The following is a 25977-nucleotide window of genomic DNA, read 5'->3' on the forward strand; positions in this document are numbered from 1 at the left end:
CCTTTTCTAACATAACTAATTATATGAGCACGTGATCACTATAGAGATTAAAAAGCATGGCTAATAATCAAATGACTTTAGTTGAAAAAAATGCGAGCTGGGGTCTTGGGGTTGTTTTTTCATTACGAATGTTAGGACTCTTTATGGTTCTACCTATTCTCACAACTTATGGAGACACCTTAAATGGAGCCAATGAAACATTAACGGGGTTAGCGATTGGTATATACGGCATCACTCAAGCTTTTTTTCAAATTCCTTTCGGTTTACTTTCTGATCGATTTGGGCGAAAACCATTAATTATCAGCGGTCTATCTATCTTTACCATTGGTAGCATAATTGCCGCCATAACACACTCTATATGGGGCGTTATTTTCGGACGTGCTTTGCAAGGAGCTGGTGCAATATCTGGAACAATTATGGCGCTTTTGTCTGATCTTCTAAGTGAAGAAAACTATACTAAGGTCATCACTTTTCTCGGAATTAGTTTTGGCATTACCTTCTCTCTCGCTATAGTGCTTGGACCTGTTATTACGCAAGCGCTTGGCCTCCAAGAACTCTTTTGGATAATTGCGATACTAACCATAATTAGTATAACAATTATGCGATTTATTGTACCATCACCTTCAAAATGCACATTAAATCGCGAATCCTCACTAGTAACAAGTAGTATACGTCATGTTATTAGCAACGTTCATCTTATGAAGCTAAATGTTAGTGTTTTCTTTTTGCATGCTCTGCTAATGTCAAACTTCCTTGGAATACCTAAAAAATTTATAAAATCAGGATTATCTGCCGATGAACACTGGAAAATATACTTATTTACAATGTTAATAGCCTTAGCTATTACAGCGCCGTTACTAATCTATGCCGAACGAAAGCGTCAAATGAAAAAAGTTTTCATCTTGTCTATAGGATGCGTCTTAGGAGTTGAGAGCATTTTTTGGATAATAGAGCGCCCAATATGGCCGCTAATCGCTAGTCTTCAGATATTCTTTATTAGTTTTACTTTAATGGAGGCAATCTTACCTTCATTTATTAGTAAACAATCTCCTGCTGGGTATAAAGGAACAGCCATGGGAGTATATACTACTAGTCAGTGCATTGGTGTAGCAACTGGAGGTTTCGTAAGCGGATGGGTATTAGATAATATGGGTAGTAATATCCTATTCTTGTCTAACATGCTCATGACATTATCTTGGTTTATATTAAGCCTAAATATAAGTGAACCGCGTTATCTTAGCACTTTACGTTTTCACCTTAAAATTAAAGATTTCATGCAAGATCCCATGCAATTGCAACAATTTTTACAAAAGCAAGATGGTATATTTGATGCTTGGGTATTACCTCAAGAAGAAAGCATTTATGTAAAAATTGATCTCAAAATCACCAATCGAAGCGCAATAGAACAAACAATTTCACAACTAAAAATAAAAAGTATTATACATCACCCCGTCCAACCTAACAACTCCAAATAAAAAATTGTTTACTGTTAGATAAAAATTGTTCTATCTAAAATTCAAAGCCTATAATAATTAAGCCTCAATTTTAATTGTATGTGCCTGGAGCTATTAATTGATAATCTTAGTATCTAGTGATAATCTTAACTGATAGAAACCTAAAAAAATTAAACAACAATATAATAATTTATATCTTATGATATTGAATGTTTTACAATATTAAAGTATTCGAGATACTCGAACAATTTTTTATTATTTTTAATAAAAATAAAAATTATTAGTAAACATATAACTTAGACTCATAGTCACAAGTTTTTATGCATTATAAGTTTTTATATCTATAATGTAGATATCATTATTAAATCTAAAAAAAAGGTAACGTATTATATAATATAATTATATTAAAAATATAATCTGGTAATTTTGTATAATCTCATACAAACGTAAATTACGCTTTACAACAAATCTGCTTCTTTTAGTTCTACTAATAAATCTATTGAAAGTATTTTAAATAATAACAAATAGTATCTTACTATTCAGAACATTAATCATTTTAGATTAATCTGATTACAACACAATATAATTTAAATAGTTTAAATTGTAGATAAATTAAGGAGAGTATGCAATGAAAGTAACAATTCTTGGTGCAGCAGGCGGTATTGGTCAAGCTCTGTCTTTATTGCTCAAGACACGTCTCCCAAAGGGGTCTCAATTATCTTTATTTGATGTTTCGCCAATTACTCCAGGTATTGCAGTTGATTTAAGTCATATACCTACTGCTGTTGAAATCACAGGATTTACAGAAGATAATATTGCTTTAGCGATAAAAGATGCTGAAATAGTACTAGTCTCAGCTGGCTTTGCACGTAAACCTGGTATGGATCGATCCGATCTTCTGCATGTAAATGCAGGGATTATTAAAAATCTAATATCTCAAATAGCTATCAATAGTTCACATGCCATGATAGGAATCATAACTAACCCAATTAATACTATTGTTCCTATAGCTGCCCAGGTACTAAAAAAAATTGGAGTTTATAACAGAAAAAAACTCTTTGGTATTACTACTTTAGATATTATCCGAACTAATACTTTTCTTGCTTCATTGACTGGCCAACAACCAGAATCGTTCAACATTCCAGTTATTGGAGGTCACTCAGGTTCTACTATTCTGCCTCTCTTATCTCAAACTGAGAATAATATTCAATTAACTGAAAAAGACATTTACAATCTTACAAAATGCATTCAAAATGCAGGCACAACAGTGCTTGAATCAAAGTCTGGTGGCGGCTCTGCTACTCTTTCAATGGCATATGCAGCAACAAGTTTTTGTCTTTCGCTTGTGCGCGCCTTAAAAGGAGAAAGTAACATAATAGAATGCGCATATGTTGAAGGACCAGGGGAGTATGCTAAATTCTTCTCGCAGCCCCTTGTTTTGGGCAGGCATGGAATCACTAAGTATTGCTCAGTTCAGAATCTTAGTAAATTTGAAAAACATGCACTCATTAATATGCTTGATCAACTAAAGCATGATATTCAACTAGGAGAAGATCTTGCGAGATAATCTTTAAGATACTGCACGCCATCAATTGATATTGATAGTAGATGCTAAGAATACAATATATTATCATGGAATAATGTAAATATCACAACCAAGACTGATGAGTAAACTAGAACAACAGCTCTCCAATAGGATATGTTATATTACTGATTATGGTGCTAGAATGGTATATATGCATAAATTAAACATCTTATATCACTTGATGAAATATTATGGATCCTAATTTTCTAGATATCCTTGCTTGCCCTCATTGTTATCAAAGGTTAGAGCTATATAGTAATCAAAATGGCTTAGAACTTATCTGTCAGATAGACCAATTAATCTATCCGATCCAAGATGGAATTCCAGTTTTATTAAAAAAAACCGCTCGTCATTTAGACTCAAAGGAGAAAAATTCATGAATTTTATAACTATCATTCCAGCACGTTTTTCTTCTGAACGCATGCCAGGAAAGCCACTATTAAAATTACATGGACAACCGATGATTCTACATGTTGTAGAAAAAGCACTTAAATCTGGCGCACAAAAAGTTATTGTTGCAACTGATCATTCTGAAATAGCTAACGTAGTACGTTCTGCTAATATTGATGTTTTGATAACAAAAAAAAATCATCAGTCTGGAACGGAACGCCTATCCGAAGTAATTGAACACTATCAATTCCCTAATAAAACGGTAATCGTCAACGTTCAGGGTGATGAGCCTATGATACCCCCTATTTTTATACAACAGGTAGCACAAAACCTATCCTGTTACAACGTAAATATAGCTACATTAGCAACACCAATACATTCTTTACAAGAAGCACAAAATTCAAACTTAGTAAAAGTAGTCCGAGATATCCACGGTTATGCACTATATTTTTCTCGTGCAATGATCCCTTGGAGTAATGCAGACAATTCAATTACAAAAAATAACATCTACAACAGCTCACTTCTTCGTCATATCGGTATCTATAGCTATTATGCTGGCTTTATTCGCCGTTATGTTACTTGGCAATCCACTTTTTTAGAAAAGCAAGAATCTTTAGAGCAACTACGTGTATTATGGTATGGTGAAAAAATACACGTTGATATTATAAATACGCATCTTGCAAAGAGTATAGATACGCCAGAAGACTTGTTGCAACTTAACAAAATAATAACATAGTTTTATTAAAAATAAAATTATTGATCTATCAAATATTTTAAATACTATTTTAAAAAATTTACTATTTTTATGATATATATTAAAAATTTAATAGATTTTAATATATAAAAAACCTAGCATTAAACATTTTTGTATAGAATCAGAAGCCGAATACTTAGGATCTATTTTATATTTTATAATCTTAAATTAATTACCCACATAATATCTCTTTTTAAAATATACAAAAATATATTAATCTAACAACTATACATTAGAGATAGCATGTAAATATATATTACAAAATTTTTATTTTTAAGCGCCTCCTTGTGATCATTATCCTACCTCACGAGATTTCAGCATAAATAAATCCCCCTTCTATCCATCTATGTTGGCATAATCTCTATTATTGATATTGCCTGCCTAACCGTTGCTTCATTTCTCTCTGATATTTATTATAATCATCTCCGCACTCTGCTGAACAAAATGCTGTTCCTACAACAACATCCTCATCTTTGCACCAAATACATTTTCCGTCCGGACTTTGCAAGCTTTTTTCTCGGGATGATAGTGCTGCGTTAATAATATCTTGCTCGCGCTTTTGAGCCAAATCTGCTTCATCCATTATCAACTCCTACATAAGTTTTACATCTTAGGATTGTGCCAACTTTTTTTAAAACCAATACATTATACGCATAACCTCCTATATTTAAAAACAATGCCTGTATATTTTAAATAAAGTTAGGTAAACCTTACTAAAAAAATATTATTTGTAATATTTAATGCTATAAAAGAGCATAATCCTGTCAAGTAAAGACCCTTAATATCTATTGATAAATACTTAGTACACTTAATATAAATAATTATAATATATAGAGTTCTAGAAGATATGAATCTTTATTCAAATACTAAAAAAATTAAATACTCAGAACTCTTAATAGCATCTTTTATATATTAAATTCTACCCTTAATAGAATTAATAAATACTACATAGCGCTTAATGCAAATCAAACCTACATATTTATACAAAATATTTACTAGTAAGTTTCACTATACTAGCGAATACTATTTATTAATTTAAGAATTAATATATAAATTTTTATTACTATTCAGATAGAGAAATCTGATAATTTTCTAAAGGTGCTTATCACACCTTGTGTGATAAGCTTATATTAATCACACTCATTCTATTTTATTATTTAATACTTACGGAGATTATAACACTTATGAATCCAATGCTCAACATTGCTATCCGGGCTGCTCGACAGGCCGGGAACATCATTACCAAATATTATGACACAGCAGATGCTACTGAATTTAAACAAAAAGGCAATCATGACTTAACTAATTTTGTTGAAATGAAAGCGAAACGCAAAATAATTGATATTATATTCAAGTCCTATCCGAACCACATTATTTTTACAGAAAATGATAGTCAAATATATCAAAAGAACGAACAAGTGCAATGGATAATCAATGTGCTAGATGACAATGTTAACTATATTAAAAAGCTGCCACATTTTAGCATTACTATTGCGACACGCGTTAAAGGACGCAGTGAAATTGCTGTAGTATATGATCCAATGCGTAATGAATTATTTTGCGCCTGGAGAGGTCACGGAACGCAATTAAATGGTTATAGATTAAGAGGAAGCTCTATTCGGTATTTAGATGAGGCTATTTTGTCTACTAATGCTATGTTTACAGAACATGAAAGTAATGTTTCTACCATTGATACTTTTCAGAAACTCCTCTATAGATGCGCTGATTTTCGTCGTAGTGGTTCAGTTGCTTTGGATTTAGCTTATGTGGCTTCCGGTCGGCTTGATGGATATTATGCAATAAACCTAAAACCACATGATTTCACTGCCGGAGATTTATTAGTAAGAGAAGCTGGTGGACTAGTTACTGATTTTAGCGGTGATAATAATTATTTTTTTTCTGGAAATATTATAGCAGGTAACGCACGTATTGTACAATCAATGCTAACTCAGATACGTACAAAACAATGAAAAGTGATGATATAGATATATTTTATATATAATTTTTTACAAAAATATTTACACTGTTTGAAGTATTTATTTTATACAGTTTATGCAAAAAGAGATAGAATCAATCACTTAAAGAAAAATAATAAACACTATAAACAGGTAAGAATCTTACTATGATACATCTGATAAGTAAGATACTAATATTCGAAAATATGTAAAAAATGAAAATCTATGTAAACTATTAAAATACCTAATTTTTATTATCAGTAATTACCTACTTAAGGTATATCTAATACTTCAATATATCCACTAAAATTCTTTATTAATATAAAGTATTAGTTACTTTTTTGTATAAAGTATAAATAATAAATCAAAGCTTTCTGTATCACGGGGCTATAGTATATATATCAAATTATTTAACTTATACAACTGATACAACTTATGCAACTTATGTAATGTCAATATATTCCCTATATCTCATATTTTAAGCACTCGTATCAGTTCTTTTATCGGTTTCATATAAAATTTTCTTATTATATAAACTATTTTTTACAGCATCCTGATTACTTAAGTATTCTCTAAGGCCTTTATTGCGCAGGTTGCAGGCATTACATTGTCCGCAACCATCACTCTTAATCCCATTATAACATGTTATAGTCTCATTCATTACAAAATGCAATACACCTAATGTATCTGCCAATGCCCATATTTCAGATTTCGTAAGCCACATTAATGGAGTTTTAAAAAATAATTTTCTTGACATACCTAATGATATCGCGGTATTTAAAGCTATGATGAATTCATTTCGGCAATCAGGGTACCCTGAATAATCTGTTTGACAGACTCCTGTAATCACTGTCTCTACCTTTAACTGATAAGCATATACTGAAGCTAATATTAAAAACATAATATTACGTCCGGGTACAAAAGTATCAGGTAAATCCGTATTTTGTTGTTTACTAAAATTAGAAACAAGCAAATGCTTTCTTGTTAAGCTACAAGAAATCAAATCATTTAGAATAGAAACATTAATAAATTTATGTGAACTTACCCCTAGCTTCGTAGCAATATCCTGTGCTACATCTAACTCATAACTATGACGCTGACCATAATCAAAAGTGATACAATGAACGAACTTATATTTTCGCATGGCTTGTATCAAACATATAGTAGAATCTTGACCGCCACTAAAAAGCACTACAGTAGTATTTTGCATTACTTTATCCTTAATGCATAATCTCTGGAATTAAACATAAAATACCTCCTGCTAGAAAATTATTAATAATCTTATACAAGAAATCCGCATAGTTTATAAAACACTATAATGGTGATATTATTTTTGGTTCTATGCTGCTATTAGTAAAACTCATTAAGTAATCAACTTGAAAAATTTTATAATCATTTTTTTTGATATAAAAACTAATAAAAATAAAACATATCAATATATAATATACTAACACTTGACTTTTAAAAAGAATTGTTAATATTTATTGATAATTTATATACTTATTAATATAAAATAAATAAATAAATAATCCTCGGTTTATCTATCCTAAAAACACAAGTAATCTGCCTGTTCCTTCAAGCGTATTATGCAATATTACTATTTGCTCAATAAAATATAACTTTCAAATCAATATAAACTTTTAATAAAATACTAATTCTTTAGCCAAAACAGCTCTCTCTAACAATCTAATACATTTATAATTTCGTATTTATTTTTATAATTTAAAAGAGAATGCAGTAAATTTGCTACACTATAAAAATCATTGAAGTTCATGGTCTTGTATAAACATACAATTTTTTTTTACTTGATCTATGCAGCAATAATATAAAAATACTTTAAAAATAATATCTATCTTATTAAAAAATTTTTAATATACTCAACCATTATCAGGATCATAAGAAAATTTTGTTTTTTAATGCTAGAAAAATTATCTGCATAAGCATATATTACTAAATACAATATCATTGTTATCATTATTTTGTGAAGATGTCACATGTTAGCAATGTTACTTATAAAACAAAAAAATACTATGCAGTCTACTAAAACTTTTGAAGACTAAAATAAAAAGAATATTATTAATAATATTCTTTTTATTTTTAAATATTGAGAACTATCATGATAGAAAAGATACATATCACATTTATTTATACTACAACCAAAGAGTTTAGAAAAAATCTATTCAGTAACATATTACAGGCAATACTGGCTATGTTTAACTATGATCATACATAAATAGTACAAATATATTTATGCATATCATGCTAAAATATCCATTTATTATAAATATTAAATATCTGATCAAATAATACACTTTATTACTAATGACATAAAATCACTAGAGAATTATTATGATGAAAAAAAAGATTTTATTATTACATACATTAATTTTAGGTCTCAATTTAACTCTGCCAATTCTAGTGGAGGCTGATAATATTAAAAATATCTGTCATCCTGCCAATGCCGTGCCAGTAACAAGTCTAGCTCCCATGCTAGAGAAGGTTATGCCATCAGTTGTAAGCGTTAATGTTGAAGGTACAATGACACGCAAAACAGAATCTATGCAGCAATTTCAACCTTTCTTTGGTGGACCTTCATCGCCATTATGTCAAGAAGGATCTCCATTTCTTGGCTCCCCACTGTGCCAAGGAAGTAGTTCTAATGATAATTATAGCGTGGAAATTCCACAACAAAAATTTCGAGCTCTAGGTTCAGGAGTTATTATTGACTCCATAAAAGGCTACATCGTTACTAATAATCATGTACTAGAAAATGCCACAAAAATTCAAGTACAACTTAGTAATGGGGAAAAATATGATGCTAAAGTAATTGGTAAAGATCCTCGTTCTGATATTGCTTTAATTCAGATCCTAGCAGCCAAAAATTTAACGGCAATCATAATGTCAGACTCTGATGGTTTACGCGTTGGGGATTACACCGTCGCCATTGGTAATCCATATGGTCTGGGTGAAACTGTAACTTCGGGGATTATTTCTGCTCTCGGTCGAAGTGGACTAAATGCTGCAAATTACGAAAATTTTATTCAAACTGACGCTGCAATTAACCGTGGAAATTCAGGCGGTGCACTTGTAAATCTAGATGGCGAATTAATCGGAATTAATACTGCCATTCTAGCTCCAGACGGTGGTAATATTGGCATTGGATTTGCTATTCCATCAAATATGGTAAAGAATTTATGCAATCAAATGATTGCTTATGGACAAGTAAAAAGAGGAGAATTAGGTATTATTGGGACCGAGCTAAACTCGGAGCTAGCCAAAGCAATGAAAGTGAATATTCAGAGAGGTGCATTTGTTAGTCAAGTCCTGCCTCAATCTTCTGCAGATAGAGCTGGCATTCATGCAGGGGATGTAATTATATTAATCAATAATAAAACAATCTCTAGCTTTGCGGCTCTACGTGCTAAAATTGGATCTCTCCCAGTAGGGACCGCTATAGAGCTTGGGTTAATACGTAACGGAAAACTAATAAAAATAAACCTAGCTTTAGAAGAGAGCAACACAGAAAGAGCTTCTTCTGGTAGTATTTATGATGGAATCGAAGGAGCAAATCTTAGAAATTATAACAAAAAAGATATCAAGGGAGTACAAATTGAGACCCTAACACTAGGGTCAGCTGCGGCACGAATAGGATTAAAAAGGGATGATATCATTCTTGGAGTAAACCAACAGCCTATCAGCAACTTAACTGAACTAAAAAAAATGCTTGATAGTAAACCTACAGTAGTTGCGCTAAGGATTAAACGTGGTGAGAGTTTAATTTATTTATTGATGCAATAAATATATAAAATAAAAATTTTTTTTCAAACTCCAATGAGAATTATTTTTACTAAAAGTAATTTGATGATTAACTCGACAGTTTTTTTCATGATTTTATTCTCCGAATAATTTTAGAAAAATAATGTAATGTTGTTAAAAGAACACTAGATGCTACCTCAGGCTCTATCTTTAATCGTAAATTCAGAAAATTATATAACAATCATAAAAATAAAAAATTATTTAATGCCATGCTAATTCGTAAGGTAAAAGTAATGATAATTGTTACAGGCGGCGCAGGACTTATTGGAAGTAATATTATTGATGCTTTGAACCGACAGGGTCAAACTAATATTCTAGTCGTAGATAATCTAAAAAATGGTGCTAAATTTTTAAATTTATCAGATCTTGATATTTTTGATTATATCGATAAAATTGATTTTCGGATTGCTATTACAAAAAACACTAATTACTTTCTCAATATAGAAGCGGTGTTCCATGAAGGCGCATGCTCTTCTACTACTGAATGGGATGGTAAATACATGATGGACAATAACTATCAATACTCAAAAGAACTCCTACATTGGTGTCTTAAAAAAAATATTCCATTTTTATACGCTTCTTCTGCTGCAATCTACGGACAAAACACCTGCAACTTTCTTGAAGAACGCAAAAATGAGAGACCACTAAATATATACGGATATTCAAAAATGCTTTTTGACAATTATGTTCGTAAAATTTTACCAAAAGTATCATCACAGATATGTGGCTTACGGTATTTTAACGTCTATGGAGAACGTGAAACGCATAAAGGAGACATGGCTAGTATAGTGCTACATCTCTATCAACAGCTAAAAAACAACAACAACGCTCAATTATTCGTGGGAAGTAATGATTTTAAGCGAGATTTTGTTTATGTTAAAGATGTCGCATCAGTAAATCTATGGTGTTTAAAAAACTCCGTTTCAGGTATTTTTAATTGTGGATCTGGTCAAGCAGTATCTTTTGAAGAAGTAGCTCATGTTATGTTAAAATTTTATGAAAATAGTGTAATTGAGTACATTCCATTTCCAAAAAAACTTAAAGGATTCTATCAGGCTTTTACACAAGCTGATCTTAAGAAACTAAGAAAAATAGGTTATGACAGACCATTTCAAACTTTTTCTCAAGGTATTAGAAATTACATACAATGGCTACAATATAAAGCATGATTAGTTCTAAAAAGACAAAAATTCTAGTAATAGGCCCTTCTTGGATTGGTGATATGATGATGTCACAAAGTCTTTATCGTACCTTGAAAAGCCAAAATACTAACAGTATAATCGATGTGATAGCTCCTGCATGGTGCCATCCTTTGCTCTTGAGAATGCAAGAAGTTAATGAAGCGTTGCTTTTACCATTAAGGCATGATGCAGTCGGACTATCAATGCGTTGGCGTTTAGGTCAGATACTGCATCAGAAACATTATGATAAAGCCTTTGTTCTTCCAGGTTCTTTTAAGTCTGCACTTATTCCTTTTTTCGCTAAAATCCCTCATCGTATAGGATGGAGGGGTGAAATGCGCTATGGGTTACTTAATGACATACGTATATTGAATAATACTGCTTTTCCACTTATGGTTCAACGATATATAGCGCTATGTTATCATAGGTCACGCATAAGTAGTAGCAAAGATCTTCCGCAACCACTTTATATGCCGACTCTTAAAGTACAAGAAAAAGAAAAAAAGATCGCTCTTTACACTTATAAAATATATTCGAAACGACCTATTATTGGATTTTGCCCCGGAGCTGAATCTAATCTTCTTAAAAAATGGCCACATTATCATTATGCACAACTAGCAGAGTTTTTAATTAAAAATGGATATCAAATCCTCTTGTTTGGCTCTACTAAAGATCGTATTACTGGAGAACGCATTCTGCTAAATCTCTCTCAGGAAATCAAAAATTATTCTTTCAATCTTGCCGGTAAAACTAATCTACAACAAGCTGTAGTTCTACTATCTTGTTGTCATACTGTAATTAGTAATGATTCTGGACTTATGCATATTGCTGCTGCACTAAATCTTCCATTAATCGCACTATATGGACCCAGTAATCCTAACTTTACTCCTCCTTTATCAAAAAAATCTAAAATCATTTCTTTAGCTAGTAGCTGTGATTCATTACAAAACAGAAAAATCCATGAAGAATATCATCCTAGTCTTATCAAAATTACACCAGAAAGAGTCATTATGGAGCTAAAACTCTTGCATTACACTGTAGGAATATAAATGCTAGTTTTAATGATTAAAACTTCCTCTATGGGCGATGTAATACATTCACTACCTGCACTGACTGACGCTAGATTAGCTTTTCCTAATATGCATTGCGAATGGGTCATAGAAGAGAACTTTTCTGAAATTCCTACCTGGCACCCGGCAGTTTCTCACGTTATTCCAGTAGCAATTCGTCGCTGGCGAAAAAATTGGTTTAAAAACTTAATACGAAAAGAACGTATTAATTTTAAACATGCCTTACAATATCGTTCTTACGATGCAGTGATTGATGCTCAGGGCTTAATAAAAAGTGCTGCCTTAATAAGCCGTTTTGCTACAGGTACAAAACACGGAGGTGATATCTATAGCATAAGAGAACCTGTTGCTAGCTGGTGGTATGATAAGCGTTATGCTATCAACAAAAATCAACATGCTGTGCAACGAATACGAAGTCTCTTTGCAAAAAGCCTAAACTATACACTACCAACGACGATAGGTGATTATGGAATTCTACAACACTTTAAAAAAAATCAACCAATAAAAACCAATGACTATCTAGTTTTTTTGCACGCAACTACAAAAGATAAAAAACAATGGCCAGAGATGCATTGGAGGACACTCATTAACTCTTTACAACCTGAAAGGGTCATGATTAAACTACCCTGGGGAACGCATAATGAATTTTTGCGCGCTCAAAGACTAGCACAAGGTTTAAGCTATGTAGAAGTCTTGCCTAAATTAATGTTAAAAGAAATAGCGCATATACTTATAGGAGCCAAAGCAATAGTATCTGTAGATACAGGGTTAAGTCAGCTCGCTGCCGCTCTCAACTGTCCGAATATTACTTTGTATGGGCCAACTAATGTAGATTTGATTGGTGGTTATGGTCATAATCAAATTTCAGTGCTTTCCTTACAAAAAAACATGGCAGAAATAAGCCCTCAAAAAATTCAATTAATTCTTAAACAGCTCCTCATATGAAACAACCTCATCTCATGAATCTCAGGTAAATAAGAGAGCTAAGCGCTTATTACTACATATGTTGATTTTCCTTCTAATTAACAAAATATTATTCTATATATAATCAATAAAATTCCAGTGAGACTTAATGTCATCTCAAGAACAGAAAGTATGTTTTTTGAATAATTATTTAATAATCTGCTTATACATTGTCCATAATTTTTAAAAAATATTAACTATTATATAAAGTTTCTAAAATATCTACTGATTTTTTTATTGTTTAGGGTTTTTGTGCATAAATGTTCAATAAAAAAATATTTAGTTCTATATTATAATGATAGCTTATCATGGTACTTTACGATAAATGCTAAAATCAAGAATTTTTTGTGTACTCAATAGTATTATCTTAGCTTTTAAAACATCAAAAGATTATGGAGTTACACTTTGATCTTCCTTATTATGTTTATGATCTTTTATAATATTTTAATTCAAAAAAAATATTGTCACATATCAAATATATTAATGAAATAAAAGAGCCAATAGTGATCAAAACTATCATCAATTGGGCTATAATGCAAAATTATATACTATATATAACTTTGATTATGATTCATTTCAAGAAAAAATTAAAAATGTTATATGATTTGATGGCAAAAATTCTAAAATAAATAATATTTACTATGAGTATTTAATATTACACTACAATTTTTGTTACCAAAAACTCTCAAACGAGATCACATTAATGTATATCTGAGATTTTATAAAAAATTAAATTATTTTTAATTTACTAAAAAATATAAATTATGGTAATTAACAAAAGAAATATAAAAAATTCATTAAACACATCTATACTTAATAGTAATAATTTCTTGAATATGAATTTTTTTTAAGAAATGATAAATACTGTTAATTTTGTAAAATATTATAGCAAGTGAGTAAATATATAGATATTATCTATATATAACAATTTGGTATAGTAAATAATATATAAATTGTTTCGGTAAGATTTTACGATTTCTCTAGCAGATTTTAAATACAATTCTTAGCCAATTTTTCTTTAGATATATTATGATGGGTCGTGCAGGACTTGAACCTGCGACCAATTGATTAAAAGTCAACTGCTCTACCAACTGAGCTAACGACCCAATCTGGTGGGTAATGACGGACTCGAACCGCCGCCCCCCTCCGTGTAAAGGAGGTGCTCTACCAACTGAGCTAATCACCCATATTATATTAATATTATATTAATAACATAATTATTATATATCATTTACCAACTAAGTCAATAATTTTACAATATCTATCTTTTCTTTAACACAAACTTTTAAAAATCTTGTAAAATACATTTCGCATAATATGTTATATATTATCGTAATTAGATACATAGTTGTCTTCATATAAATTGCATAGATATCTATACCTTAAAAGTAAATAATTTATAATTATACATTAACATTATAAAAAAAATACTACTCTTAAATTTAAGAAATATAGTAAAAATTTATACTCCACCTGAAAGGATAATCTTTCTTTTATAATAAAACAGTACGATTACCATTTAAAAAGACCCGATGCGTTAAAATTTGATTTAATGCCTGACTAAGTACGTTTTTTTCTACATCATGACCGAGTCGAATCATATCTTCTACTGAATAACTATGATCAATATGAATAGCATCCTGCATGATAATTTGGCCAGCATCTAACTGATTAGTTACATAATGTGCAGTAGCTCCGATAATTTTCACGCCACGAGCATAAGCCTGGTGATATGGACGTGAACCAACAAATGCAGGAAGTAAAGAGTGATGAATATTAATAATCTTATTAGGATAACGACGCAAAAACTCTGGTGTCAGTACGCGCATATATTTAGCAAGCACTATATAATCAGGTTGATAAAGAGTAATACTATCAGTAATATTTTTTTCCTGCTCTAAACGCGTCAGGCCTTCATTTTTTAAAAAAATAAAAGGCACATCAAAACTATGAACTAACTGACTTAATCGCTTGTGATTACTAATTACTGCAGAAATCTCAACATCTAACTCACCATAAGCACTTTTTACTAATAGATCCCCTAAACAATGAGCCTCTTGACCGACCAAAATAACGATCTTACGGCGATCAATATCTTTTAAGAAATATTGTGAGCCAATTGGAAGCAAGATATCAAGATCTTTAAAAAAATTGTCTTGATGATAAAAACAACCAGCCAGTTCAGCACGCATAAAAAAATAAGAAGTTTTGTTGTCAGTAAATTGATTATTTTTTAAAATATTGAATTTATATTGACAACATATAGCAGTAATTTTTGTGATTAACCCTGCTACGTCAGGACATACAATTTTTAAAACTTTTTGTTGTTGTATGCTGTCTTGCATTGTGCTTATGGTCCTTATATATACAGTAACACCCTAATTAATCTTAATTAATATTATTCTTATAATCTATAGTAAAATTAAAATTTTATACTATACATATCTTGCTTAAAAATAATCGCTATGATTGAATCCATATGTTTATGAGTAAAAAAAGTTACTTTTAATGAATAACTATTAATAATATTGTAGAAAATTTTTGTATTATATCACTATACAGTCAACTAATATTTTGATATTGATCGGAGGGCTATTATTAGAGAAGAAAAATTGTTCATTTTAACAACTTAGCGCCATAAAAATTATATATTAAATCATATAAATTTTACTTAATAAATTAATGATCCATTAATAGTAATTACAAGTAGTATGGATTTTCTTAATATTGAAAAAAAAATAACCCCATGATTACTTAATATATAGATATAAACACGTTTATATCAATTATAACATAAAAAATGTCAATATAAATATGATATAAAATACCCTAAAGTTTAACTTTTAATTAGCATAAATGTATAATACTAAATCTATATTTTAATTTTTTACAACGGTAATATATAGAATATATATTCCATTATAATCTATTAAAATCTATTAAAATAATAGTCCTATCATATAATAATAAATAATAAAGAAATCTAACTTTTAAAATTGATTGTATTGCTAAAATAATTTTCCATATTTTGATAATTATTTTTCTTGATGTGTATTATTCAAGATATTATATGTAACATATCAATTTTTTAATGACATATTTAAAATGTGCTATGAAACAAAAAAATAAATTTCATACAAATTACAAATATACCATATTATGCGTATATATTTCTTAATTTTTAAACTCTTTTTCTATGTTTTAAACTTGCAATACTAAAACTGAATAAAATTCTATACGCTAAAATATTTAATATTTAAACGTAAATCAGTCATAGACATGAAAATTAAAAATAGTAGATAATTTTAAAAAAAGAATATAACAATATAAAATTATTTAATCTATTTTTTATGACTTATGTTATATAGGTTTACACTAAATTCAAATAGAGTAAATATTTTAGCAAATAATTAATATTTTAGGAAGATTTTGGTGGAGCTGGCGGGAGTTGAACCCGCGTCCAGAATTGTTCTGCTATCAGAACTACATGCTTAGTATAGTTATTGTTTTCATTAAATAGTCGCGAACTAACACGCCACTAAAAACTAGCTTAATTTTATTTAACACATTAACCAAAAGCAAAGCTGATGTGCGATCTCTTTATAAATATGACCTTTCTTGATCCCGTCCTCAAGAGAATAGGCTAGGAGAAAGGACGCCTTTAGTTTATTAGACTAATTACGCTGCTAAAGCGGCAGGCGAAAAACTATCGTCATTTGCAACTATTTTTTTACGGCTTTTAACGAGGCAAACCGCCCCTCGGCATGCTCCTAAAGTTTTACATATTCTGTCGAATCCATAATCAGCCCCATAGAATAATATTCTCTTATAATATATCTATTTTATTTATATTGCACTATTTAGTTAAAAATTTATTTTTTGTTATACGCATCTTCTCTATCCTCCAATTTCGTTCTTTGATTACTTCTCGCTTATCATGTTGTTTTTTACCTTTTCCGACACCAATCTTCAATTTAGCCCATGAATTTTTCCAGTACACTGATAATGAGATTATACTATATCCATGCCGCTGAACTATATTAGACAATATATTCAATTCGTGCTTGCCAAGAAGTAACTTCCGAGCACGCTTTGCGTCGCACTGCGTATCTGGTGAAGCAAAATGCAGAGCTGAAATATTTGAGTTAATTAAAAATGCTTCCTTGCTATTTAAAATTATATAACTTTCTTTGATATTTACTTGACCAGCGCGAAGAGCCTTTACCTCCCATCCTTTCAGTAATAATCCGGCCTCAAATTCTTTTTCAATACAATATGAATAATAAGCATATTTATTCATAGCAATTGAGATATAAACAGGTTGATTTGATTTATTCATAACAATAGAAGCACTAGTAATACCTATAATGAGCTTTTTAAAGATCAAGAAGCTAACAGAAAAACAATGAAATATATTCTATTTCATTACTATAATTATTTTACATATAGCATCTATAATAACATTTTAGATAAAACGCTTTGCGCTCTACTAGACTAGCTCCGAACTATAGCAATTTAACAATTTAACAATTTAGCAATTTAGCAATTTAGAAATTTAGCAATTTAGAAATTTAGCAATTTAGAAATTTAAAAATTTATTCTAAGCAAAATATATTATCTTGTCAATCATCGCTATACTATTAAAAGCAATAATTAATTTAATTTTGTCTGTTTACGCTGAACTAATAGTTATTACTTAATTCGAAAATAGCATAAAACTTATATTAAAGTTATCTATAAAATCAAGTCACAAAATATAATAAACAAAAATATTAATGCAGTGCTAACCTAAAAAGATTGAAAATGATATCCGATTTCTATAAAATAGAATAATTAATTTATTCAATACCTAAAAAAATTAAAATGAGATTCTCCTAACATAAATATAACTAAGATTATCATCTTTAGATAAAGAAGAGTTATTCTATACTATATTTATATTCAAATTCTAAAATAATTATTTTACATTAATATAATTAATACAGCATTAACCTCAATATTAAATATATTCCACATACTGTTATAGATAGACAGTGTTCGGAATGTTAAGAGAATTTTTCAAAAATCTAATCAACTGATATTAATAGTATAAAGCAAATCATTTTATGAGATAATTAACAAAAAATTTTTTAAAAAATAAAAATAAAAAATATACAATATTTTAAATAATCGCGCACAAGCTTCTGTGTTTATTAAGAAAAGATAACAAGACATTACTGGAATAAGCTGGAATAAGCATGACCCAGATAAATTGTTCTATATTTGTACCATTTAGCGTTACAAAAATGTATTCTCTAGTTAATGATATAGAGAGTTATCCGGAATTTGTATCAGGATGCGTTAGTAGTCAAATTCTAGATTCCAGCCCAATTGAAATGACTGCTTCTATGGATATTTTTACTACAGGCATTATGCGCCAAACCTTAGTGACTCGTAATACATTAATCAATAATCATAGCATTCAAATACAATTGATTAAAGGACCATTTCAAGAACTTAATGGTATCTGGCGTTTTAGCGCTGAAAATGCAGAGTCTTGCCGAATAACATTTAATTTATATATAGAGTTTAATCATATATTTATGGAGCTAGCTTTTAATAAGATATGTAAAACGATCAGTAAACACTTTTTAGAAGCATTTAGTCGGCGAGCAAAAGAGGTTTACTTTGTCTAATATTTTAGTTGATATTGTTTATGCTTTACCAAACAAGCAATATTTTTATCGTGTAGAATTACTTTCAGATAGCAGTGTAGAGAAAGCTATTATAGTCTCTGGTATCTTAGACTTGCGCCCAGAAATTAATTTACAAAAAAATAAAGTGGGAATTTTTAATCAATTCGTTACATTAAATGATAAACTTCATAATGGTGATCGTATTGAAATATATCGCCCTATAATAGCATTAAAAAGATCTTCTTTAGCATTACTAAATCACAATAATAATATAGAGTAGTAATCTATACATTATTACATTTTCAGTATGCATAATTACTTTCATTTATAATGATATCTATTTGTATTAGTATTTTCTATGTACCTATTGTAAATAGCACGTATCCTATTTTACATATAAGATAGTTTTCTATACATTTTTAAATGAAAAACTCTATATAACATATAACTTGTATTTGAAAAAAGATTTTTAAAACCTACGATAAAACAAATTTTCGTAGTTATTCGAACCTTATCATTTTAGATACACAATGCTCTCAATTTAATTTTAGATAACTAATTACAGTAAAGAGAATCTACTAATCTCTGAAAAAACTAAAAATACTCTCAAAGAGCATCTATCATTGAAGTATTTTTAGTTTTTATCCTTCTAATCTACATTAGTAGACAACAAAACATATAAACACACATCTGAATCAGATCAAGAAACAAACATTAAAAAAACAACAAAAATAAACTGCATGATATTAAGTCATATTGGATATACTATATATTATTCTATGCTTTATAACATATAAAGTATGATATAATTTAAACTTTATAGCTATAATAATGATCAAAACTCACATAAACTAAATAATTATTCAATTCATATCTATAAACTATAACTATATACATTAGTTAATAAATTACTAATTATTATATAGATTTATACGCTATAATTATACTAAGAATCGATTACTTGGTATCAAAATCATTTTTGATGATTATCAAATCACAACTTTATTCCGGCAAGTATTATTCTTATAATAAGTTCAAATAATATTTAATATTAACTCTATATAAATAACTTACCTTTTACTTTATTATATGTAACTATAAAGTACAATCATAATATTTACAGCGCATCAAGCCTATGAGGTTTATTTTAAAAGCCCGTGTCAAGATATAAAATAAAATATATCCTGTCTAATGCTCACGAATCTGCAAGAACATAATTTCTGGATAACGTTCTTGGATCATCTGTAATTTTACCATGCTGCTGACGAGATAAGTTAAGTTACCAGCACCGTCAATAGCCAAATTACTCTCATTATAATGCCGAAATTGTGTAAATGCCTTATTATTATCGCATACTACCCATCTTGCAGTAATGATATTTATCATCTTATACATGGCGTTAACATTATACTCACTTTTAAGGCGTGAAACAACTACATCAAATTGTAGCGCACCTATCGCTCCAACAATCAAATCATTGTTATATACCGGTCGAAATATTTGCACAGCACCTTCTTCTGATAACTGTATTAAACCCTTTAGAAGTTGTTTCTGCTTCATAGGATCGCAAAGAGAGATGCGACGAAACAGTTCTGGAGCAAAATTTGGAATACCAGTAAACTCTATTTTTTCACCTTCTGTAAAGGTATCCCCAATATGAATTGCACCATGATTATGTAATCCAATTATATCACCTGGATATGCTTCAGTAGCCTGTAAACGGTCATCAGCCATAAATGTTATCGCATAAGCAATCATCAGATCTTTTCCAGTTCTGACTTGATGTAATTTCATTCCTTTTGTATATTTTCCGGAGACTACTCGCATAAAAGCTACTCGATCACGATGTTTTGGATCCATGTTAGCTTGAATCTTAAATACAAAACCGCTAAATTTTTTATCATTCGCGGTTATAGTTCGCAAATTTGTACGCCGAGGCATCGGGGATGGCGCCCACTGAATAATCCCATCAAGCATGTGATCAACTCCAAAATTACCTAATGCAGTACCAAAAAATACTGGAGTTAATTCGCCACTTCTAAATGTCTGACAATTAAATGCATAAGACGCACCATGAATTAATTCCAGATCTCTTCTCAGTTGATCTGCAAGATTTTCACCAATGGCAATATCTAAATCTGGATTATATAAACCTTGAATTTTATTTACTTTTTGAATAATGTGGCCCTGACCAGATCGATACAGATATGTAATATCTTTATATAGATGGTAAATTCCTTTAAATAATTTTCCACAACCTATAGGCCAAGTTATCGGAGCGCAGATAATTTTAAGGTTGCTTTCTACTTCATCTAGAACTTCTATAGGATCACGAATATCACGATCTACTTTATTCATAAAAGTGATAATCGGTGTGTTTCGCAATCGAGTAACATTCATGAGCTGACGGGTTCGATCTTCTACACCTTTTACAGAATCTATCAACATAAGACAACAATCTACTGCTGTTAAAGTGCGATAAGTGTCTTCAGAAAAATCTTCATGTCCTGGGGTATCTAGAAGGTTAATTAAACTGCCTTGGTAAAAAAACTGCATTACGGACGTAGTTACAGAAATACCACGTTGTTTTTCTATAGTCATCCAATCAGATTTGCTGTATTTATTAGAAACAGAACCTTTAGCCGCAGCAGCAATTTGAAAAACTTGTCCGAATAATAGCAACTTTTCAGTAATAGTGGTTTTACCAGCATCTGGATGAGCAATAATAGCAAACGTACGTCGACGCAAGACCTCTTGCGTATAAGATAAATTGAGCATAAAATTCTTCTAATTTAACATAGAGATACTATGTAATACTGAATTGCAACGTAAAATTATTACTGACTTCATTAAACTGTAAATATTTTATTCATGCAAGTGAGAGCTATTATTTTATACACGCCTAATAAGCATTTAAAAAATCATAGAATATGTCAGCATACATAAAACAATAAGATAAAAAATTATCACTAACTCAAAATATTCACACAAGAAATGGTATTTTCTATAATATTAATAACTTTAGATAAACTAATCCGTACTATCTCCTATTCTCTAAAATTATTCTTAATATAATTAACTTGTTCAATATCTGAATTAAAAGGCCTATTTAACAAAAAAACTATAAATATAAAAAACTAAAATAATTTTTCAATACATCTCTGGGAATGTAGTTTATTTAGATACTGACAAATGATTTTCAGAAAACTATAGAGAAACACATGATTAATAAACCAATTATATAAATAAAATGGTAAATATACATAAGTATACGATATCTTACAATTCTCCATTCCGTTTCTTCTATACCAATCATTATTTTTAATAAGTAACCTTATAACATCTCTAAAAATGACCGTATGCACATCATATAATACCTCAAACTATTCGTCATTTTTAACCTAGCGTATACTAGGTCACATAATAGGATCTAATCAAAGACAATTACTTCTATAAAATTGCATCATCTGAATGCTGTAAATATTAAAAACCTACGCTATCGCACTTCTAATATCATAGTATAATACTATATCATCAAGATTTTATGAGGCATCTCGCCAAGAATGTAGGGGATATTTATCTGTATCTTACTATGAGATACAACTGGCTCATAATAATGTCGAACATACTAAAAATGATATCGAATATACATCGATCGCACACCCCCTTATACTGCATATGTTTTATATATAAAAACCCATGAACTTATTAGTATGATTTATATCATATTGAAAGTTAGTGAATGATGTACTATTATTCATATTTTACTTATTCTTTTATTGAAGTGGTACTTATTCTAGGCACATAAGGCACATAATTAATCAGTAAAGTATATTCTATCATTAGATCTCTAGTTCAATTTATACTGCTAGTATTATGAATTATTTCACTAATCACATGCAAGATATATCTAAATAACATTGTTGCTGTAAGGATATTCAAGTAATATTATTGCGTTCATCAACCCTAAAGCATAAGATATATAGATACAACCTGTCTGGAAGATTTTTTATACATCTATGCTATAGTATACAAGAAGATATATTATTCAGTTAATTTCATGCTCAACTAAAAATATTATTTATATTTTATATATAAAAACAATATTTTTTTTGCTTAACACATATATCTATCTTTTAAAAAAGACTCAAAAAATTTTATATAAAAAATATAAATTTTTACAAAACATATATTCATCTTATACAATATATTTACTATTTTAAACTTGTTAATGCTCTGATAAAATATTCTATATAATTTAAGTCACAATAATTCATTTCTAATCATATTTTTATTATTATATAATATACAATAAATTTCGCAGTATATATTGATGTCATCTAGGATAAATATGAGTAAAAGCACTGCACAGATTCGTCAAGAATTTCTTAATTTTTTTCATAGCAAAGGGCATCAGATTATAACTAGTAGCCCACTGATACTACCTAATGATACAACACTATTATTTACTAATGCTGGCATGAATCAGTTCAAAAGTATTTTTCTTGGACAAGAAGAACCAAAATATACTCGCGTAACTACTGCTCAACGTTGTTTAAGAGTCGGTGGTAAACATAATGACCTAGAAAAGGTAGGCTATACTGCGCGTCATCATACATTTTTTGAAATGCTTGGAAATTTTAGTTTTGGTGATTATTTTAAACAAGAAGCAATCTCATTTGCCTGGGAATTGCTCACTAGTCCAAAATGGTTTGGACTACCAAAACATAAACTATTAGTTACAGTATACGCAGAAGATAATGAAGCTTTTAACATTTGGGCAAAAAACATTGGGCTACCTCTTGATCGCATTATTCGAATCGGTAACAACAAAGGCGGCCCATATGCCTCGGATAACTTTTGGCAAATGAGCGAAACGGGGCCTTGTGGTCCATGCTCTGAAATATTCTTCGATCATGGTGATCATATTCCAGGAGGAGTACCAGGTAGCACAGAAGAAAATGGAGATCGTTATATTGAAATATGGAATCTTGTATTTATGCAGTTTAATCGTAAATCTGATGGCACAATGATACCTTTACCGACACCAGCAGTTGATACAGGGATGGGGCTAGAACGTATTGCAGCAGTTATTCAAAATGTTCATTCAAATTACAATATTGATCTATTTAAAGCACTAATTAAATCAATTATTCAAATTACAGGTACTACAAAAATTCATGATCAATCACTACACGTTATTGCCGATCATATTAGGTCATGTGCGTTTCTTATTGCAGATGGCGTGCTACCATCAAATGAGAACCGATCTTATGTGTTACGCCGTTTAATCCGCAGAGCTATACGTCACGGATACACATTAGGCGCACAAAAAGGTTTCTTTTTCAAACTAGTATCTCCATTAATTCATGCTATGAATGAAGGTGCAGAGATTCTTAAGAAAAATCAAGATAAAGTAGAAGAAGTTCTAAAAACTGAAGAAGAAAAATGCGTAAAAATACTAAAAAATGGACTTCTTCTATTAAATCAAGAACTGAGAAAAACACCAGGAAATATACTTAATGGTAAGGTAATATTCCGCTTATATGATACATTTGGGTTTCCCGTAGAATTAATTGAGGATATATGTAACGAGCGTCATATATCCATAGATAAAGTAGGCTTTACGCTTGCTATGCAAGAACAGCGCCAGAAAGCAAGAAATGCAAGTGGTTTTAATACTAATTATAACAATATACTTTATATCACTCATAAATCAAAATTTAAAGGTTATGATCGTTTACAACTAAATGCGATCATTTCTATGATCATTGTTAATGAAGAAATAGTAGACACTATCTATTCCGGGCAAGATGGAATCATAATTCTGGATTACACCCCCTTCTATCCTGAAGGAGGTGGGCAAATTGGCGATATCGGTACTCTCAAAGCTCATCATGATACTTGTTTTATAATAAAAAACACAAAAAAATACTCTCAAGCTATTGGGCATATTGGCACACTCAGTCATGGAAAACTCAGTACAGGTGACACTGTTTTAGCGCAAGTTGATGAACCAAATCAAACAAGTATTCGCCTCAATCATTCAGCGACTCATCTACTACAAGCTGCCTTACGCCTTATTCTTGGCCCAAAAGTTATGCAAAAAGGATCGCTAATTACTGCACAAAGTTTACGTTTTGATTTTTCATATGATCAGCCAATGACACAGCAAGAAATTCGTCAAGTAGAAATAATAATTAATAAACAAATCCGTCGAAACGTACCGATTGAAGTACACATCATGGAACTAAATAAAGCTATAAGTCTTGGAGCTATAGCTTTATTTAATGAAAAATATGACCAATATGTTCGAGTTTTAAAAATAGATGACTTTTCTATAGAGCTATGTGGAGGAACGCATGCTCATCGTACAGGCGATATCGGACTGTTTCATATAACTTCTGAATCAGGTAATGCATCAGGGATAAGACGTATTGAAGCGGTAACTGGAGAAGAAGCATTATTACATATATACTACCCATATGACACATTAGCAGAAATTGCTCAACTAGTAAAATCTAATCACCGTAATCTATATAAAAAAGTCAACTCTCTCATAGCATATACGCATACTTTAGAAAAACAATTACAGAAATTACAAAACCAACAGATTATACAAGAGAGTTTATTATTAAGAAAACAATCTATAACAATAAAAAATACTAAAATAATAATCAGCCATATAAACATTTTAGAGCCTAAAATGCTCCGCATCCTAGTTGATAATCTTAAGCATCACCTAGGATCAACAATTATTGTATTAGCAATGATTTCGAACGGCAAAATCTCTCTAATTACTGGTGTAACCAAGGATCTCATTCATCATATTACAGCTACTCATCTCTTAGAGTATCTAGCAAAACAGGTTCACGGCAAGGGCGGGGGAAGCCCATATCTAGCTCAAGCAACTGGTATAAATATAGAAGCTTTGCCTACAGCGTTAACTAACGTAAAATCATGGATCTCAGATAGATTAAACTAATCTTACGTGCAGGAAAGTTATTTTTACATTGACAAAGAAGTATGTTTGTTTTTATGCTTCAATAAGTTTTATTAATTATCATACAATTTTCTCTTACTTAGAGTGTAATGTTATCTAAAAAAATTCTATATTATTTCGAATACATGAAT

General features: G+C 30.1%; 17 protein-coding genes, 2 tRNA genes and 1 other RNA gene. 12 read left to right on the forward strand and 8 right to left on the reverse strand.

Going from position 1 to position 25977, the window contains the following annotated elements:
- Positions 1 to 56: 56 nt before the first annotated feature.
- From ERCISPPA3004_RS02725 to kdsB, 4 genes are all read left to right on the forward strand, one after another.
- A complete protein-coding gene (locus tag ERCISPPA3004_RS02725) occupies positions 57 to 1475 on the forward strand; it encodes an MFS transporter (RefSeq protein ID WP_157990561.1) in 1419 nt (472 codons plus the stop codon).
- A gap of 607 nt (positions 1476 to 2082) precedes the next feature.
- Positions 2083 to 3021 carry a malate dehydrogenase gene (gene mdh, locus ERCISPPA3004_RS02730; protein WP_157990562.1) on the forward strand — a complete coding sequence of 313 codons (939 nt, stop codon included), beginning with the start codon at positions 2083 to 2085 and terminating at the stop codon, positions 3019 to 3021.
- Between the two features lie 209 nt (positions 3022 to 3230).
- Positions 3231 to 3419 carry a Trm112 family protein gene (locus tag ERCISPPA3004_RS02735; RefSeq protein WP_157990563.1) on the forward strand — a complete coding sequence of 63 codons (189 nt, stop codon included), beginning with the start codon at positions 3231 to 3233 and terminating at the stop codon, positions 3417 to 3419.
- Positions 3416 to 4165: a 3-deoxy-manno-octulosonate cytidylyltransferase gene (gene kdsB, locus ERCISPPA3004_RS02740; protein ID WP_157990564.1), complete on the forward strand. Its 750-nt coding sequence runs from the start codon at positions 3416 to 3418 to the stop codon at positions 4163 to 4165. Before ERCISPPA3004_RS02735 ends, kdsB begins: the two co-directional genes overlap by 4 nt.
- Positions 4166 to 4547: 382 nt before the next feature.
- Here the strand turns inward: kdsB and ERCISPPA3004_RS02745 are convergent, their stop codons facing one another.
- A complete protein-coding gene (locus tag ERCISPPA3004_RS02745; protein ID WP_157990565.1) occupies positions 4548 to 4766 on the reverse strand; it encodes a hypothetical protein in 219 nt (72 codons plus the stop codon).
- Between the two features lie 601 nt (positions 4767 to 5367).
- Between ERCISPPA3004_RS02745 and suhB the strand changes: the two genes are divergently transcribed.
- A complete protein-coding gene (gene suhB, locus ERCISPPA3004_RS02750; protein WP_157990566.1) occupies positions 5368 to 6153 on the forward strand; it encodes an inositol-1-monophosphatase in 786 nt (261 codons plus the stop codon).
- A 463-nt stretch (positions 6154 to 6616) separates the two neighbouring features.
- Here the strand turns inward: suhB and queC are convergent, their stop codons facing one another.
- Positions 6617 to 7348: a 7-cyano-7-deazaguanine synthase QueC gene (gene queC / locus ERCISPPA3004_RS02755; protein ID WP_157990567.1), complete on the reverse strand. Its 732-nt coding sequence runs from the start codon at positions 7346 to 7348 to the stop codon at positions 6617 to 6619.
- Positions 7349 to 8490: 1142 nt separating this feature from the next.
- Between queC and degP the strand changes: the two genes are divergently transcribed.
- The 4 genes from degP (at position 8491) to rfaC (ending at position 13150) form a co-directional block, all read left to right on the forward strand.
- Positions 8491 to 9936, forward strand: coding sequence for a serine endoprotease DegP (degP, locus tag ERCISPPA3004_RS02760; protein ID WP_157990699.1), 1446 nt, complete (start codon positions 8491 to 8493; stop codon positions 9934 to 9936).
- Between the two features lie 251 nt (positions 9937 to 10187).
- On the forward strand, positions 10188 to 11123 hold the full coding sequence (gene rfaD, locus ERCISPPA3004_RS02765) for an ADP-glyceromanno-heptose 6-epimerase (protein WP_157990568.1): 936 nt from the start codon (positions 10188 to 10190) through the stop codon (positions 11121 to 11123).
- Positions 11120 to 12184 carry a lipopolysaccharide heptosyltransferase II gene (gene waaF, locus ERCISPPA3004_RS02770; protein ID WP_157990569.1) on the forward strand — a complete coding sequence of 355 codons (1065 nt, stop codon included), beginning with the start codon at positions 11120 to 11122 and terminating at the stop codon, positions 12182 to 12184. The genes rfaD and waaF overlap by 4 nt, the downstream gene beginning before the upstream one ends.
- Complete coding sequence (gene rfaC, locus ERCISPPA3004_RS02775; RefSeq protein WP_157990570.1) at positions 12185 to 13150, forward strand: lipopolysaccharide heptosyltransferase RfaC; 966 nt, start codon at positions 12185 to 12187, stop codon at positions 13148 to 13150. It begins immediately after the preceding gene.
- 1051 nt (positions 13151 to 14201) lie between these two features.
- On the opposite strand, the gene ERCISPPA3004_RS02780 is transcribed toward rfaC, so the two are convergent.
- The 5 genes from ERCISPPA3004_RS02780 to smpB all read right to left on the reverse strand — a co-directional run bounded on the left by ERCISPPA3004_RS02780 (position 14202) and on the right by smpB (position 17507).
- Positions 14202 to 14274 (reverse strand) — tRNA-Lys (locus ERCISPPA3004_RS02780).
- A gap of 4 nt (positions 14275 to 14278) precedes the next feature.
- Positions 14279 to 14354 (reverse strand) — tRNA-Val (locus ERCISPPA3004_RS02785).
- A gap of 307 nt (positions 14355 to 14661) precedes the next feature.
- Positions 14662 to 15513 carry a formyltetrahydrofolate deformylase gene (gene purU, locus ERCISPPA3004_RS02790; RefSeq protein ID WP_157990571.1) on the reverse strand — a complete coding sequence of 284 codons (852 nt, stop codon included), beginning with the start codon at positions 15511 to 15513 and terminating at the stop codon, positions 14662 to 14664.
- A 1085-nt stretch (positions 15514 to 16598) separates the two neighbouring features.
- Positions 16599 to 16978: a transfer-messenger RNA gene (ssrA, locus tag ERCISPPA3004_RS02795) on the reverse strand.
- Positions 16979 to 17024: 46 nt separating this feature from the next.
- Complete coding sequence (smpB, locus tag ERCISPPA3004_RS02800) at positions 17025 to 17507, reverse strand: SsrA-binding protein SmpB (RefSeq protein ID WP_415017142.1); 483 nt, start codon at positions 17505 to 17507, stop codon at positions 17025 to 17027.
- An 898-nt stretch (positions 17508 to 18405) separates the two neighbouring features.
- Here smpB and ERCISPPA3004_RS02805 point away from each other — a divergent pair.
- Together ERCISPPA3004_RS02805 and ERCISPPA3004_RS02810 are read left to right on the forward strand one after the other, a co-directional pair.
- Positions 18406 to 18843: an SRPBCC family protein gene (locus ERCISPPA3004_RS02805; protein ID WP_157990572.1), complete on the forward strand. Its 438-nt coding sequence runs from the start codon at positions 18406 to 18408 to the stop codon at positions 18841 to 18843.
- A complete protein-coding gene (locus tag ERCISPPA3004_RS02810) occupies positions 18836 to 19123 on the forward strand; it encodes an RnfH family protein (RefSeq protein ID WP_157990573.1) in 288 nt (95 codons plus the stop codon). Before ERCISPPA3004_RS02805 ends, ERCISPPA3004_RS02810 begins: the two co-directional genes overlap by 8 nt.
- A gap of 908 nt (positions 19124 to 20031) precedes the next feature.
- Here the strand turns inward: ERCISPPA3004_RS02810 and prfC are convergent.
- Positions 20032 to 21621: a peptide chain release factor 3 gene (gene prfC, locus ERCISPPA3004_RS02815; RefSeq protein ID WP_157990574.1), complete on the reverse strand. Its 1590-nt coding sequence runs from the start codon at positions 21619 to 21621 to the stop codon at positions 20032 to 20034.
- Between the two features lie 1573 nt (positions 21622 to 23194).
- On the opposite strand from prfC, the gene alaS reads away from it, so the two are divergent.
- Complete coding sequence (gene alaS / locus ERCISPPA3004_RS02820) at positions 23195 to 25828, forward strand: alanine--tRNA ligase (protein ID WP_157990575.1); 2634 nt, start codon at positions 23195 to 23197, stop codon at positions 25826 to 25828.
- The last annotated feature ends 149 nt before the right edge of the window (positions 25829 to 25977 follow it).

The sequence above is a fragment of the Candidatus Erwinia haradaeae genome, from assembly GCF_900698995.1.
In the GTDB taxonomy this organism is placed as follows: domain Bacteria; phylum Pseudomonadota; class Gammaproteobacteria; order Enterobacterales; family Enterobacteriaceae; genus Erwinia_E; species Erwinia_E haradaeae_C.

What these genes read in the sequence shown, in the direction of transcription:
- ERCISPPA3004_RS02725 (WP_157990561.1), top strand. Translation starts at nt 57, where the DNA reads ATGGCTAATAATCAAATGACTTTAGTTGAAAAAAATGCGAGCTGGGGT.
- mdh (WP_157990562.1), top strand. Translation starts at nt 2,083, where the DNA reads ATGAAAGTAACAATTCTTGGTGCAGCAGGCGGTATTGGTCAAGCTCTG.
- ERCISPPA3004_RS02735 (WP_157990563.1), top strand. Translation starts at nt 3,231, where the DNA reads ATGGATCCTAATTTTCTAGATATCCTTGCTTGCCCTCATTGTTATCAA.
- kdsB (WP_157990564.1), top strand. Translation starts at nt 3,416, where the DNA reads ATGAATTTTATAACTATCATTCCAGCACGTTTTTCTTCTGAACGCATG.
- ERCISPPA3004_RS02745 (WP_157990565.1), bottom strand. Translation starts at nt 4,766, where the DNA reads ATGGATGAAGCAGATTTGGCTCAAAAGCGCGAGCAAGATATTATTAAC.
- suhB (WP_157990566.1), top strand. Translation starts at nt 5,368, where the DNA reads ATGAATCCAATGCTCAACATTGCTATCCGGGCTGCTCGACAGGCCGGG.
- queC (WP_157990567.1), bottom strand. Translation starts at nt 7,348, where the DNA reads ATGCAAAATACTACTGTAGTGCTTTTTAGTGGCGGTCAAGATTCTACT.
- degP (WP_157990699.1), top strand. Translation starts at nt 8,491, where the DNA reads ATGAAAAAAAAGATTTTATTATTACATACATTAATTTTAGGTCTCAAT.
- rfaD (WP_157990568.1), top strand. Translation starts at nt 10,188, where the DNA reads ATGATAATTGTTACAGGCGGCGCAGGACTTATTGGAAGTAATATTATT.
- waaF (WP_157990569.1), top strand. Translation starts at nt 11,120, where the DNA reads ATGATTAGTTCTAAAAAGACAAAAATTCTAGTAATAGGCCCTTCTTGG.
- rfaC (WP_157990570.1), top strand. Translation starts at nt 12,185, where the DNA reads ATGCTAGTTTTAATGATTAAAACTTCCTCTATGGGCGATGTAATACAT.
- purU (WP_157990571.1), bottom strand. Translation starts at nt 15,513, where the DNA reads ATGCAAGACAGCATACAACAACAAAAAGTTTTAAAAATTGTATGTCCT.
- smpB (WP_415017142.1), bottom strand. Translation starts at nt 17,507, where the DNA reads ATGAATAAATCAAATCAACCTGTTTATATCTCAATTGCTATGAATAAA.
- ERCISPPA3004_RS02805 (WP_157990572.1), top strand. Translation starts at nt 18,406, where the DNA reads ATGACCCAGATAAATTGTTCTATATTTGTACCATTTAGCGTTACAAAA.
- prfC (WP_157990574.1), bottom strand. Translation starts at nt 21,621, where the DNA reads ATGCTCAATTTATCTTATACGCAAGAGGTCTTGCGTCGACGTACGTTT.
- alaS (WP_157990575.1), top strand. Translation starts at nt 23,195, where the DNA reads ATGAGTAAAAGCACTGCACAGATTCGTCAAGAATTTCTTAATTTTTTT.